The sequence below is a fragment of the Proluteimonas luteida genome (assembly GCF_021191695.1).
Classification (GTDB): Bacteria; Pseudomonadota; Gammaproteobacteria; order Xanthomonadales; family Xanthomonadaceae; genus Luteimonas; species Luteimonas luteida.
Window position 1 is genome coordinate 1 of sequence record NZ_JAIWPT010000011.1, and the last position, 12,624, is coordinate 12,624.

A 12,624-nucleotide genomic window follows, 5' to 3' on the forward strand; every position below is an offset into this window, starting at 1 on the left:
ATGATCTCCAGCACCAGCGCCGACTTGCGCCGCGCCGTCCAACGCTTGATCTCTTCGTCCATCACTTGGCTCATCGGTGTCTCCTTCGGAAAGTAACACCTGAGCAGGAAATCAGTGGGTCATTACACGGGGGGATTACCGTACGCAGGTCCGCGGCTGATGGGGATGGCAACCGCAGGTTGAAATGAATTCTTCAGGGACGACACACGGTCGCCAGAAAGAAATGCTCAGGCAGTGGCAGTGAGACGGGGGGGCGCCTGACTAGCGATCGATCCAATCGAGATTGTCAAATAGGAACTCCCCATCCCGTTCGCCAAGCAGGCTGTAGAGCGAGTAGCGACGCACCAGCTTGGCGCCGCCGTCGCGGAACAGCGGCTGCCACACGATATTGGCGCGGGCACGGGTCGGGCGCGGCAGCAGGAAGTCCATGGGTACAGAGAAGTAGATGCCCTTGTCGAAGCTGCCTTCGCCGAAGGTGGCCGATGAGATGTTGGTCTTGGTGGCCCAGGCGCCCATGGTCACGCCATTGTCGAAGCGGCGGGCGACGTTGACGGTGGCGCCGATGTCGCCGGCCAGGTACTTGCCGGCGCTGACGAGGGCCTGCACGCGCTGTTCGCGGCCGAAGGTGAAATAGCCGGTGACGTGGCCGGTGGTGATCTCGTAGTCGCGGAAGCCGGCACGTTGGTTGAAGTTGCGCTGGCGCACCTGGTTGACGTCCAGGCCCACGGCCCAGCGTTCGCCGAACGGGCGGTACAGCACTTCTCCGCCCACGCCGCCGTACATGGATTCCAGGTAGCCGGCATAGGCCATGCCGTACCAGTCCCGGCCCAGCTGGTGCGCGGTGGTCAATTGCAGCGTGGGCACGGTGAGCTTCGACGTGGTCAGGTACTGGCGCTGCCAGGTGCGCACGCGTGGCAGGTTGGTGGGCGCGTCGTAGCGGAACTTGTCGAAGTTGTTGAGCAGGTCGTAGCTGACGGTGCCGTCCAGCCAGGTGTGGCGGCTGAAGCGCCAATTGGCGTGGAGGTTGGCGCTGAACTGGTACAGGATGAAGGCGTCGGGGCCGCCCATGACCTGCTGGTAGCCGGGGCCGATTCCGTACTGGAAGCGCTCCAACGGGGCGCGGTACACCTCCTCGCGGTGCTGCTGGGCCGGCGGGTTCAGTTCCACCTTGCGTGCGAGCGTGTCCAGATCGATGCGCCGCTCCACGTAGTCGGCGAAGGCCTGGCGTTCCACGCTGGTCTCGGCTATCGGCATGCCCACACGTTCGTGGGCAAAGGTGAACCACTCGATGCTGTCGTCGCCGGGCAGCGCGTTGTCGAGCACGCGGCTGCCGCGGCCCACGCCCTGGGCGCCGAAGAAGTAGCGGTTCTGAGATCCATGGACGATCAGTTCGCGGTCGCGGCGGGTGATGCGCGAGACGCCGATGCCGGCTTCGCTTTGCAGCTGGTCGGCAATGCCGGACCAGTCGATGACGGCGGCCTGTGTGCCCGGGCTTTCTGTATCGTCGTCGGCGTTGGCCGGCGACGCCGGGACGGCATTGGCGTGGCGCGCCAGCGCCGGGGCAGGACGGTCCAGCAGCGGGGCATTGCTGCGGGCGTTCTTCAGGTTGCCGTTGAGGCTCAGGCCGAAGACCGCGGTATTGCCGCGCTCGATGCCGGCGGTCAGCTCGATGCCGGGGCGCGGGCGGTAGACGAGCCCGATATTGATCGGGGCGTCCTGTACCTGGTTGTTGCCTTGGGGTTCGCGCTCGTAGTCGTTGCCGTCCAGTTCCACCTTGACCAGCAACTGCTCCAGCGGTGTCTGCCAGCTGACGCCACCGAACACGCCGATCGGACCCCGGAAGATATCGCCGCCGCGGCGGCCGGCCTGGGTGATGTCGGGAAACGGAATGGGCCGCGTCTCGAAGCGATCGTCGATCAACCGCAGAGGATTGGCGATGTCGCCGCGGTTGCCGATATAGCCGGTGGCAAGGCCAAGGCTGACGTCGAAATTGCCGAAGCGCTTGTTGGCGACCAGGTATTCGCTGGAGAACAGGCCGGTACCGCCGACGTCGCGCATGCCGAAGGCGATTTCGGGCAGGCGGTGGCTTTCCTCCCACAGCCGGATCTTGAAGTCGAGCGACTTGTCCTTGAACTTCTGGTCGCCGCTGAGCTCGGGGCGGCCATAGCGCCGGTTGTTGATCGACATGTAGCGAAACGAGCCCTCCAGCCACGGGAACGGCTGCATGGACAGGTTGTAGCGCGCATACGGCGAGGTGTAGCTGCCGGTCAGGCTGATCTGGCCTTCGGGCTCCATGCGCGCGGTCGGGGTCTGCAGCAGGCCGGCGCCGCCCCAGTCACTCTGGGTCACCATGTCCTGTGCGTGCAGGCTGCCGCTGACGGCCAGGCCCAGAGCGCAAAGCGCCAGCCTGCGCGGGGGGCGAGGGCGGGTCCGGATCATGGCGTCGGTCCGCCTGCGGGGGGGCTTGGGGGCTGGGTGGCGAGAAACGCCGCGAATTCGGCGTTGAAGTCGCCGTCGAGCTTGCGCAGGGCGCGCTCGGGCAGCGGAACGTACAGCACTGCGCCGGGAGCCAGTGCCTGCGGCGGGCTGCGGTTCCAGCTGGCGATGCCGAGCCGGTGCACCTCGCCGTCGGGCTGCACGATGTACAGCCAGTCGCGGTCGGCGGCGCGGGTGGGGCAGCGGGCGAGGTAATCGCGCGCGTCGCGCATTGGGGCGTGGGGCAATTCGCAGGGCGTGACGACGGCGCCGACGATGCGGATGGTCGCCGGCCGCAGGGGGTAGACGATGCGGTCGCCATCGGCGGCCGGGAAATCGGCCTCCGGCATGAACTCGAGCCGGCGGGGTTCCAGTTCGGTGCGGACGCGACCGGTGACCGGAGCCGTGACCAGCCAGGCGGCCAAGTCGGCGGCAATGGCGCGCAAGGCGGGGTCGTCCGTGTCGCGCTGCAGTTCCGCAAGGTCGTGTGCCAGGCCGGCCTTGAGCCGGACCTGCGGCTGCAGTGCCTGCCTGCGCAGCAGCATCGCGCCGGTGGGATAGGCCTCGGGCGTGGGCGCGGCGGCAAGCGCGGCCGCCGACAGGCGCCCGCCCGGCGGCACGGTGAACGTGTCGGCGGTGTGGACGGCGCCTTCTACGCTGACGCGCGCCGGCGCCTGCGCCTGCGCGGTGGCCAGCGTGCAGGCCGCCAGCAGCGTCGCGATGGCCAGCAGGCGCGTCATCGCGTGCTCCTGGGCCGGTACGGCCGGAGCACGGTGATGTCCAGTTCCGTGCCGGGGGCGACGAACTGCCGGCTGCGTCGGATCAGCCCGGTGTCGGGCTCGGCCCAGTAGACGTTGGTCGCTTCGACACCGGGTCCGGTCAGCACCTCGTCGAAACGCTGCAGATGGTGCCGGCTGCCGAGGATCTCGATGTCCTCGATCGCGCCGCGGCGCAGCTGGCCCTGCACCTCCACCCCGTAGCGATAGCCCGGCATCCAGTCGTAGCGGCGCAGCGTGGTGGCGGTGGTCACTTCGTCGAGCCGGGCGAACGGGTCGTCGCCCAGCAGGCGGATGTCGGTCGCGTCCTGCGGATACCCATGGCTACCGGCGATGACGCCGTTGCGAAGGAACACGATCCGGCCGGGGGCGTACCAGGAGGTTAGGCCGGCGTCGTCGTTGCCCAGCACCAGCAGCGCGGCCCCGTCGGGGCCGTCGACGCGGATCTGCGCGTAGCGGTTGGCGGCCACCTGCTCCGGGGTGATCCGGAGGTCGCGCTTGACGACCATGCGCAAGGCATCGGCGCTGCTGCGCGCCATCGACGTGCAGCCGGCGGCCAGCAGCACAAGTGCGGCAACGATGCCGATGCGAAACAGGCGGGCGGCCGTGCGCGGGCCGTTGCGGTGGGGGCGCGACATGCCGGGCTTGCCCGTCAGATGTCGTTGCTGGTGCCGGCGGCGTTGCGGATGATGCTGGAGAACGGCAGCAGCTGGGTCACGAAGCGGTTCCAGCGGGTGATGCCGGCGGCGCCGACGAACACCACGTCGCCGGGCAGCAGTTCGAACTGGCTGGCGACCGCGAACGCGGCCGGCGACTTCGCCTCCAGCTGGTAGACCACCGACGGTGCGGTTTCCAGGTCGCGGCTGCCGCGGATCACGTAGACCGCGTTGCCGCTCGCGCTGATCTGCGCCAACCCGCGCGCGCGGCCGATGGCCTGGCTCAGGCTGATGCTGCCGGTGCGGAAGTCCAGCGCACCGGGCTGCATGACCTCGCCGACCACGAACACTTCCTTGGCGTCGAGGAACGGGATGTACAGGTGGTCGCCGTCGCGCAGGTAGATCGCGTCGCGCGCCTGCTGGTCGAGGTCCAGCGTGTAGGTCACGCCGTCGCGGGTCAGGCGCAGGCCCGACAGGTCGGCCTGGGTGGGGTTGATGCCGGACTGGCTGATCGCATCGTTGAGGGTCAGCGGCACGGTGGTCAGCGGCACCGTGGCCGCGTTGGCGGCGGCGCCGGTCACCCAGACCCGCTGACTGGCGTAGGTCAGGATGGACACGTCCACCTGCGGCGATTCGATATAGCGCGCAAGCCGGGTGGTGATTGCCTGACGTAGCTGCTCCGGGGTCTGGCCGGCCGCCTTGACCGTGCCGATATACGGGTAGAACAGGTTGCCGTCGGCCTGCACGTGGCGGCCGGCGGCGTTGAGCTGCTGCTGGGCGCCGGCGGGGACGGTCAGCTCCGGATGGTCCCAGACGGTGATGTAGAGCACGTCGCCAGGGCCGATGGTGTAGTCGGACGGGCGCCAGTCGGCCAGCGCGGGCGGTAGTGCGTGTGCATCGACCCGGCTGGCGCGTTCCATCGCGATCAGCTTGGGGGTGATGGGGATCAGGTCGAGCTGGTCGTTGCCGACAGTCCGGATGCCGGTGTCGCTGCCGCCGGAGCGGGCCATGTGCTGGCCCGGGGACCAGATGCAGCCGGACAGGCCGAGCGTGACGGACAGGGCGATGACGGCAGAGCGCGACGACAGCTTCATTGACGGGTCCTCAAAGTGACGCAAACGGGTGGCGTTCCTGCCATCCACAAAAAATTGCCGGGCGCGTTTTTTACATCATCACGCATTGGTCCGGGAAGGTGGCTGCCACGGAACGGTGGATCAGCCCCGATTTTGCGTAGGTCGACCCCGCGCGGCCGACGTGCCTGGCTCGTTCGACGTGTCCTGGCGTCGGGGGTGTTGCCCCGACCTACGGTCGAGGAATCCCGGGAATCGGAGAAAAACCAATTTTTCATGCTGGAGGGGAGCGGAGGAAAAGCGCCGTCGAAAGTCGGGCGCAGGCGAACGGCTGCCCGCATCGCCGCGCCAGGGCGCAGGGCGGGTCTTGACCCGCCATCGTGTCGGCCGGTTTGGCGGGTCGAGACCCGCCCTGCGCTCCGGCACGGACCGCAGGAAATTGCCGGGAGCGGTTCTGGCATTGCGTCAGCGATGACCCGAGGGGCGCCCGCCAAGGATGGCGGGTGTAAAAAAACCCGCCGGGAAACCCCGGCGGGTCGTGTCTCGATTGTGCCTGACGCGGTCAGCCGCCCGTGCCGCCGGTACCACCCGTGCCGCCGGTACCACCGGTACCGCCGCCGCCATCGTTGCCACCGCCGGTGTACTCGCCGCGGCTGTTGCCACTGTTGTTGAGCAGTGCTGCACCGGCAGCGACGCTGCCGCCAATGATGCCGATCGTTGCGCCGGTGCTCAGTCCGGTGCCGGTTGCGGCCTGGGTACCTGCGGTACTGCCTTCCAGCGCGGCCTCTTCTTCGGCTACTTCCACCGGTGCCTCGACGGGTTCGGTCCCGACCGCGGTGGCGGGATCCTGGGCCAACGCCTGCGGCGCGGCGAATCCGGTGATGGTGCCGCCACACAGGGCGAGAGTCGCGATCAGTCGGGTTGCGTTGCGCATGAGGGTCTCCAACCGTACAAGCCAGGGGGTCTGGTCCTTTTCACCACCAAACGTACGGACTGGAATTGCCAGTGTCAAGAAGTTTGCTGCATCGCATCAGAAATTGTGGTCGGTGCCCCCCTTTGCCGTGAACGCTCCGTTATGCTGGCAGCCAGCCATGGCTTGGGCGGTGTAGAGGAGTTCGGGTGTTTCGCAGGATCCTGTTCGTCTGTATCGGCAATATCTGCCGCAGCCCGATGGCGGAAATCGTGATGCGCGACGCGCTGCGCCGGGACGACGTGACCTGCGCCTCGGCGGGCCTGCAGGCCTTGGACGGCCATCCGATAGACCCGATGGCCGCCGAGCTGATGCGCGGGCGCGGCCTTGATCCCGATGCGCACCGGGCGCGCCAGTTGACCCCGGCGATGCTGGCCGAGGCCGATCTGGTGCTGGTGATGGAGCGTGCCCATCACGCCCGCATCCTGCGCGAGGCGCCGCAGGCCAGCGGCAAGGTGCTGCAGCTGGGCAAATGGCGGGGCGACATCGATATTCCGGACCCCTATCGCCAGCAGCGCCCCGCGTTCGAGCACGTCCTGCGTCTGGTCGACGACTGTGTCGCCGGCTGGAGGCCCTACATCCGTTAGCCTACCGTCCCGCGTCCCCCGCGGGCATCACCTTCGAGAGAACTTCCACGCAATGAGCAAGGACATGAGTACACCTGTCAGGGACGACGACGAGATCGACCTGCGCGAGCTGGCCGGCATCCTGATCGACCGCAAATGGTGGATCGCAGGCATCACCGCGCTGTTCTTCGTGGTCAGCGTGGCCTATGCGCTGCTGGCCACCCCGGTCTACCAGGCGCAGTCGATGGTGCAGGTGGAATCGAAGCTGCCGGCGCTGCCGGGCCTGTCCGAGCTGTCGTCGCTGGGCATGGGTGGGACCAGCTCGGCCGCGACGACCGAGGTCGCCCTGATCACCTCGCGCGCGGTCATCGGCGCGGCGGTCGACGAGCTGAAGGCCGACATCGTTGTCGAGCCGTACCGGTTCCCGCTGGTCGGCGATTTCCTTGCCCGCCGTTTCAGCCCGGACACCCCGGATGCGGTGGCCGCGCCCCGGCTGGGCTTCGACAGCTACGGCTGGGGCGGCGAGCAGCTGGATGTCATGGGGCTCGAGGTCCCGGCGCATTTGCTCGGCAAGGCGCTGACGCTGCAGGCCGGCGAGGATCCCTCGCGGTTCGCGCTGCTGGATCCCGATGGCGAGGTCCTGCTCGAAGGCCGCGTCGGCGAGGACGCCGAGGGCGCCGGGGTGAAGCTGCAGGTGGCGGCATTGCGCGCCAATCCGGGCACGCGCTTCCATGTCACCAGGCTGCGCCGGCTGGATGTCGTCACCGGCTTCCAGCAGCAGGTGAAGGCGTCGGAGCAGGGCAGGGAGTCGGGCATCCTGCGGTTGTTGTTCGAAAGCCCGAACCCGCGCTTCGCCGAGTCGTTCCTGCAGCACGTGGCGTCGGCCTATGTGCGCCAGAACGTGGAGCGCAATTCAGCCGAGGCGGCGTCGCAGCTGGAGTTCGTGCGTGAGCAGCTGCCGACGGTGCGCCAGCAGGTCGAGGCCGCGCAGTCGGCGATGAACGCCTACCAGACCAAGGCGCACTCGGTCGACATCACTATGCAGACCCAGGGGCTGCTGCAGCAGGAGGTCGCGGTCGAGACCAGCATCCAGCAACTGCGCCTCAAGCAGGCGGAGATGGACCGCAGTTTCACCCGCGAGCATCCGGCCTACCGCGCGTTGCTGAGCCAGATCGGCGAACTGGAAAGCCGCAAGGCCGGCTTCCGTCGCGAGGTCGGTCTGCTGCCGGACACTCAGCAGGAACTGCTGCGGCTCACCCGCGACCTGCAGGTCAGCAACGAGCTCTACACCGGGCTGCTGAACCAGGCGCAGCAGCTGGACGTCGCGCGCGCCGGCACCGTCGGCAACGTGCGCATCGTCGACCCGGCGGTGGTCGACACCTCGCGCCCGGTCAAGCCGCGCAAGTCGCTGATCGTGCTGGTCGGCACCCTGCTCGGCGGTTTCCTGTCGGTGGGCCTGGTATTCCTGCAGCGGATCATGAATCCCGGCATCGAGGACCCGGCGCAGATCGAGGAACTCGGCCTGCCGGTCTATGCGGCGATTCCGCTCAGCGACGCCCGGGACGTGCAGATCGATACGCAGCCGCGCAGGCTTGGTCGCGGACGCAAACGCGGCGGACACCATCGCGGTGGTGGCGATGGTCGCCAGCACCTGCTCGCGGTCAACGCGCCTGCGGACCTTGCGGTCGAGGCGATCCGCAGCCTGCGCACCAGCCTGCATTTCGCGATGCTCGAAGCGAAGAACAACATCCTGACGATCTCCGGTCCGCGTCCCGGTGTCGGCAAGACCTTCGTGTCGGCCAACCTGGCCGCGGTCATCGCCCAGGCCGGGCAGAAGGTGCTGGTGATCGATGCGGACATGCGCCGCGGCACCCTGCACAAGGTGCTGGGCCTGCAGCCGGCCAACGGGTTGTCGGACGTGCTGGTCGGCAAGCTCGACGTGGCGGCCGCGGTCCACCCGGTGCCGGGGCTGGACGCGATGCACTACATGGTCCGCGGCGATATCCCCCCCAACCCGTCGGAGCTGCTGATGCACCCGCGCTTCGGCCAGTTGCTGGACACGCTGGCGGCCCAGTACGACATCGTCATCGTCGACACCCCGCCGGTGCTGGCGGTCACCGACGCGGCGATCGTCGCCAGCCATGCGGGCTCCAACCTGCTGGTGACCCGTTTCGGCGTCAACCAGCCCAAGGAGATCCTGTTGACCAGGAAGCGGTTCGAACAGAACGGCGTGCAGGTCAAGGGCGTGATCTTCAACGCTGTGGAAAAGCGCGCGACCGGATACTACAGCTACGGCTACTACGAGTACGGCTCGGCCGATGGCAAGGCCAAGGCCTGATCGGATCAATCGATTAGGCCCCGGATAGTCGTCGAATCCACACCTCTCCCGCATGCGGGCATTGCGGCCTTCACGGGTGAGGGTAATTGTTGGCCGGGCGTGCAGAGCGCCCTCATCCGCCCTCTGGGCACCTTCTACCCCGGAGGGCACGTAGTCCCGCATGCGGGAGAAGGGTCTGACTTTTTTCCGCCGCGAGAATCTCCACCTCTCCCGCCTGAGGGCATTGCGCCCTTTCGCGGGTAAGGGCGCTTCTCCCCGGAGGGGACGCAATCCGCCACCCGCGCCCGCCTGTTAACCTTTCCCCGCCATGCACGACTACGAACGCTATGCCGCCCCCATCGTCCCGCGCTGGCGCGAGCGGCTGGGCCAGTACTGGAAGCTGGTCCGTGGCGACCGGCCCATCGGCTGGCTGTTGCTGCTGTGGCCGACATGGTGGGGGCTGTGGCTGGCGGCCGACGGGGTGCCGCCGTTGTGGATCCTGTTCGTGTTCTCGGCCGGGGTCTGGCTGACGCGTTCGGCCGGCTGCGTGATCAACGACTACGCCGACCGCTGGCTGGATCCCCTGGTCGAGCGCACGAAGGACCGGCCGCTCGCGACCGGCGCGGTGCGTGGCCGCGAGGCGCTGGCGGTGTTCGCGGTGCTGATGCTGGCCGCGTTCGCGCTGGTGCTGACGCTGAACCGGTTGACGATCCTGATGAGCGTCGTCGGCGTCGCGCTTGCGGCGAGCTATCCCTATCTCAAGCGCCACACCTATCTGCCGCAGGTCTACCTGGGGCTGGCGTTCGGCTGGGGCATCCCGATGGCGTTCGCGGCGGTGCAGGGCACCGTGCCGCCGGTGGTCTGGGTGCTGTACGTCGCCAACATCTTCTGGGCGACGGCCTACGACACCTGGTACGCGATGGTCGATCGTGACGACGACATCCGCGCCGGTTCGAAATCGACCGCGATCCTGTTCGGCGAGCTGGACCTGGTCGCCCAGAGCGTGCTGTATGCGCTGGCGTTCGCGGCGCTGGCGCTGGTCGGGCGCGCCGCGGGACTGGGCGTGTACTACTGGGCCGGCCTGGGCGTCGCCCTGCTGCTGGTGGCCTGGGAATTCGTCATCGCCCGGCATCGCGACCGCGACGCCTGCTTCCGCGCCTTCCTGCACAACCACTGGGTCGGCCTGGCGATCTTCGCCGGCATCGCCGCCGATTTTGCGCTGCGCTGAGCGCGGCTCGTCGGCGGGGATGCGGCGGGGGCACATGGACCAGCAAGCGCCTGTCGTCCCGTAGGTCGGCCCCATGCGGCCGACGTGCGCGATGCCCGGCGTCGGGGGCGTCGCCCCGACCTACGGGCATCATCTCCGCATCATGCGTGTATGTCGCCCACGCGGCCGACGCGCATGTTTCCGCAGGCCGGCCTACGCTGCGACGCGGTGTTTGCGCAGCTTGAACGCGGCCACGATCTGGACCACGCCGTAGACCAGCGCGCCCGCGCCGATCCACAGCGTGGTCACGAACAGGCCGCCCAGCGGATCCAGCGCGAACAGGACGCCGAGGACGATGCCGAGCACGCCGCCGAGCGCGAGCAGCCATTCGCCTTCGATCTCCTTGCGCGCGCGGATCGCGAACACGATCCGGAAGATGCCGCCGACGATCAGCCAGGCGCCGATCAGCAGCAACAGCGCGATGGCGGTGATGCCGGGGCTGAACACGGTCCACAGGCCGAACGAGATCGAGGCCACCGCGTACACCAGCAGCAGGCCCTTGGACATCGGCGGGTCCTTGGAGAACAGCGCGACGATGCTGACGATGCCTTCGGCCAGCGCCATGACGCCGATCGCCCAGGCCAGCGCGACCGCGGTGCCGACGGGAGAGAACAGTGCGACGAGGCCGAAGACGATGGCGATCACGCCGTACAGCAGCACCACCCACCAGTCACGGGCGAGTGGCGACAGCAGGTCCGGCAGCGGATCGGCGTCCTGTGAGGTCCGGGTATTCATGGAAGTGCTCCGTTGGGGGAAATCGACAACCTGAATGCTCCTCCCGGGTTTGTGGTGTGCGTGTGTAGACGCCGGTCGCCGGGGGCGTTGCCACGACCCATGCGGCATATCTCCGCGCCGTGCCCGTAGGTCGGCCCCACGCGGCCGACGTGCGCGATGCCCGACGTCGGGGGCGTTGCCCCGACCTACGTGATTCGTGGGTTGTCCTGACGCTCGAACCGGTCGAACTCCGATGGTCCGGCCGGCTGTGGACGCCGATGCTGGACGCATGCCTCGTTATCGCCGCAATTTCTCGGAAGGGCAGACCGTGTTCCTGACGCTGGTTGCTGCCGAACGGCGCCACTGGCTGGCCGGAGACGACGTGAAGTCGACCTTGCTCGAGGCTTTGCGCATGACGCGCCTGCGCCATCCTTTTCGCCATCACGGGCATGTCCTTCTGGACGATCATCTGCACCTGTTGCTGAGCCCGGAGCGCGGGGTTGCCGTTCCGGCGCTCGTCGGCTGCTTCAAGCAGACGGCAAGCGCATGCCTGCCTGTCATGGTGCCTTCCGGCGGGCGTCTATGGCAGCGGCGCTATTACGACCACATCGTCCGGGATGCCGGTGATTTCGACCGGCACCTGGATTACCTGCATTTCAATCCGGTCAAGCATGGTCTGGTCGCAATCGCGGGCGACTGGCGATGGTCGAGCCTCGGGGCCTGGCGCGCGCGCGGTCGCTATCCCCCCGATTGGGGCGCGTGCGAACCGGAACATCTCCGCGCCATGGTCGTAGGTCGGCCCTACGCGGCCGACGCGCGCGGTGCCCGTCGTCGGGGGCGTTGCCCCGACCTGCGTGCCTGCGGGTCAATCGCCCGCGTTGCGGATCAGTCCGCCACCCTTGACGTGCCGGATCGCGTCGCCGTTGCGCAGCGCGTAGCGCAGGTTGCGATGCGCCAGCCGTGCGTGTTCGCGCATCAGGCCTTCGGCGCGCGCGCCCTGGCGCATCTCGATCGCCTCGAGCACCGCGCGGTGCTGTTCCTGGGCGATGGTCAGGATCAGCCTGGATTCCGGCGCGAGCGCCTGCGCGCGCACGAATCCGCTGGGTGAGGCGAACGGCAGGCGGGTCATCCGCTCGAACTCGCGCGCCAGCAGGTCGCTGCCAGACATGCGGATCAGCAGGCTATGGAAGCGTTCGTTGAGTTCCACGTAGCGGGCGAAGTCGGCCTGGTTGCGGCCGACGCCGTCGATGATGGCGTCGATCTGCGCGACCACGTCCCGGGCCTCGGCGATCAGCGGCGGGTCGGCGCCGCGCTCGGCCGCGAAGCGGCCCGCCATGCCTTCGAGCGTGCCGCGCAGTTCGATCGCGTCGTGGACGTCGCGCTCGGTGAACGACTTCACCGCGAAGCCGCCGCCCGGAAGGTCGTCCAGCAGGCCCTCTTCCGACAGCCTGAGCAGTGCCGCGCGCACCGGCGTGCGGGACACGCCCAGCCGGTCGACGATCGCCAGTTCCGACAGGCGTTCGTCGGGCTGGAGTTCGCCGCTGAGGATCAGTTCGCGCAGCTCGAGCAGGGCGCGCGTGGTCTGCGGGTTCGCGTTCCTGGGCGGGTATTCGGTAGCGGGCATCGGCAGCGGTTCCGGGCACGCGGTGGCATGCGCCTTCCGCGCGGCATCATGCGGTGGGCCACCGGGCGTGTCCATGCCCCGGCGCACGGCGCGCGCCTCCGGCCACCCTGGTGCATCGCAGCATGACATATGTAAGGCATCTGTATATAGATGCCGGGCGCGCGCTGCATGGCTGGGGCGGGCGCGCGG

10 protein-coding genes and 2 pseudogenes are annotated in these 12,624 nt (G+C 68.4%); 4 read left to right on the top strand and 8 right to left on the bottom strand.

Annotated elements, in window-relative coordinates:
• The 6 genes and pseudogenes from LDO26_RS18230 to LDO26_RS10835 all read right to left on the bottom strand — a co-directional run.
• Positions 1 to 74, bottom strand: a pseudogene (locus LDO26_RS18230) (DUF1153 domain-containing protein); the annotation flags it as partial.
• 187 nt (positions 75 to 261) lie between these two features.
• The gene (locus tag LDO26_RS10815; protein ID WP_232131108.1) at positions 262 to 2,439 is read right to left on the bottom strand and encodes a YjbH domain-containing protein; all 2,178 of its coding nucleotides are present in this window, start codon (positions 2,437 to 2,439) and stop codon (positions 262 to 264) included.
• A complete protein-coding gene (locus tag LDO26_RS10820; protein WP_232131109.1) occupies positions 2,436 to 3,215 on the bottom strand; it encodes a capsule biosynthesis GfcC family protein in 780 nt (259 codons plus the stop codon). Before LDO26_RS10820 ends, LDO26_RS10815 begins: the two co-directional genes overlap by 4 nt.
• Positions 3,212 to 3,889, bottom strand: coding sequence for a YjbF family lipoprotein (locus LDO26_RS10825; RefSeq protein WP_232131110.1), 678 nt, complete (start codon positions 3,887 to 3,889; stop codon positions 3,212 to 3,214). Before LDO26_RS10825 ends, LDO26_RS10820 begins: the two co-directional genes overlap by 4 nt.
• A gap of 14 nt (positions 3,890 to 3,903) precedes the next feature.
• Entirely contained in the window at positions 3,904 to 5,001 is a 1,098-nt protein-coding gene (locus LDO26_RS10830) for a polysaccharide biosynthesis/export family protein (RefSeq protein ID WP_232131111.1), read from the bottom strand.
• Positions 5,002 to 5,539: 538 nt separating this feature from the next.
• Complete coding sequence (locus LDO26_RS10835; RefSeq protein ID WP_232131112.1) at positions 5,540 to 5,911, bottom strand: hypothetical protein; 372 nt, start codon at positions 5,909 to 5,911, stop codon at positions 5,540 to 5,542.
• Between the two features lie 185 nt (positions 5,912 to 6,096).
• On the opposite strand from LDO26_RS10835, the gene LDO26_RS10840 reads away from it, so the two are divergent.
• From LDO26_RS10840 to ubiA, 3 genes are all read left to right on the top strand, one after another.
• Complete coding sequence (locus tag LDO26_RS10840) at positions 6,097 to 6,534, top strand: low molecular weight protein-tyrosine-phosphatase (protein WP_232131113.1); 438 nt, start codon at positions 6,097 to 6,099, stop codon at positions 6,532 to 6,534.
• Positions 6,535 to 6,586: 52 nt separating this feature from the next.
• Positions 6,587 to 8,851 carry a polysaccharide biosynthesis tyrosine autokinase gene (locus tag LDO26_RS10845; protein ID WP_232131114.1) on the top strand — a complete coding sequence of 755 codons (2,265 nt, stop codon included), beginning with the start codon at positions 6,587 to 6,589 and terminating at the stop codon, positions 8,849 to 8,851.
• A 307-nt stretch (positions 8,852 to 9,158) separates the two neighbouring features.
• A complete protein-coding gene (gene ubiA, locus LDO26_RS10850; RefSeq protein ID WP_232131115.1) occupies positions 9,159 to 10,058 on the top strand; it encodes a 4-hydroxybenzoate octaprenyltransferase in 900 nt (299 codons plus the stop codon).
• A 192-nt stretch (positions 10,059 to 10,250) separates the two neighbouring features.
• Here ubiA and LDO26_RS10855 read toward each other — a convergent pair whose 3' ends face one another.
• Complete coding sequence (locus LDO26_RS10855) at positions 10,251 to 10,832, bottom strand: HdeD family acid-resistance protein (protein ID WP_232131116.1); 582 nt, start codon at positions 10,830 to 10,832, stop codon at positions 10,251 to 10,253.
• A 268-nt stretch (positions 10,833 to 11,100) separates the two neighbouring features.
• Here LDO26_RS10855 and LDO26_RS10860 point away from each other — a divergent pair.
• A pseudogene (locus tag LDO26_RS10860) lies at positions 11,101 to 11,508 on the top strand (REP-associated tyrosine transposase); the annotation flags it as partial.
• A gap of 168 nt (positions 11,509 to 11,676) precedes the next feature.
• Here LDO26_RS10860 and LDO26_RS10865 read toward each other — a convergent pair.
• On the bottom strand, positions 11,677 to 12,435 hold the full coding sequence (locus LDO26_RS10865; RefSeq protein WP_232131117.1) for a GntR family transcriptional regulator: 759 nt from the start codon (positions 12,433 to 12,435) through the stop codon (positions 11,677 to 11,679).
• Positions 12,436 to 12,624 lie beyond the last annotated feature (189 nt).

Bases quoted from the DNA above. Each gene is read 5' to 3' on its own strand.
- LDO26_RS10815 (WP_232131108.1), bottom strand. From the start codon at position 2,439: ATGATCCGGACCCGCCCTCGCCCCCCGCGCAGGCTGGCGCTTTGCGCT.
- LDO26_RS10835 (WP_232131112.1), bottom strand. From the start codon at position 5,911: ATGCGCAACGCAACCCGACTGATCGCGACTCTCGCCCTGTGTGGCGGC.
- LDO26_RS10825 (WP_232131110.1), bottom strand. From the start codon at position 3,889: ATGTCGCGCCCCCACCGCAACGGCCCGCGCACGGCCGCCCGCCTGTTT.
- LDO26_RS10865 (WP_232131117.1), bottom strand. From the start codon at position 12,435: ATGCCCGCTACCGAATACCCGCCCAGGAACGCGAACCCGCAGACCACG.
- LDO26_RS10830 (WP_232131111.1), bottom strand. From the start codon at position 5,001: ATGAAGCTGTCGTCGCGCTCTGCCGTCATCGCCCTGTCCGTCACGCTC.
- LDO26_RS10855 (WP_232131116.1), bottom strand. From the start codon at position 10,832: ATGAATACCCGGACCTCACAGGACGCCGATCCGCTGCCGGACCTGCTG.
- LDO26_RS10845 (WP_232131114.1), top strand. From the start codon at position 6,587: ATGAGCAAGGACATGAGTACACCTGTCAGGGACGACGACGAGATCGAC.
- ubiA (WP_232131115.1), top strand. From the start codon at position 9,159: ATGCACGACTACGAACGCTATGCCGCCCCCATCGTCCCGCGCTGGCGC.
- LDO26_RS10820 (WP_232131109.1), bottom strand. From the start codon at position 3,215: ATGACGCGCCTGCTGGCCATCGCGACGCTGCTGGCGGCCTGCACGCTG.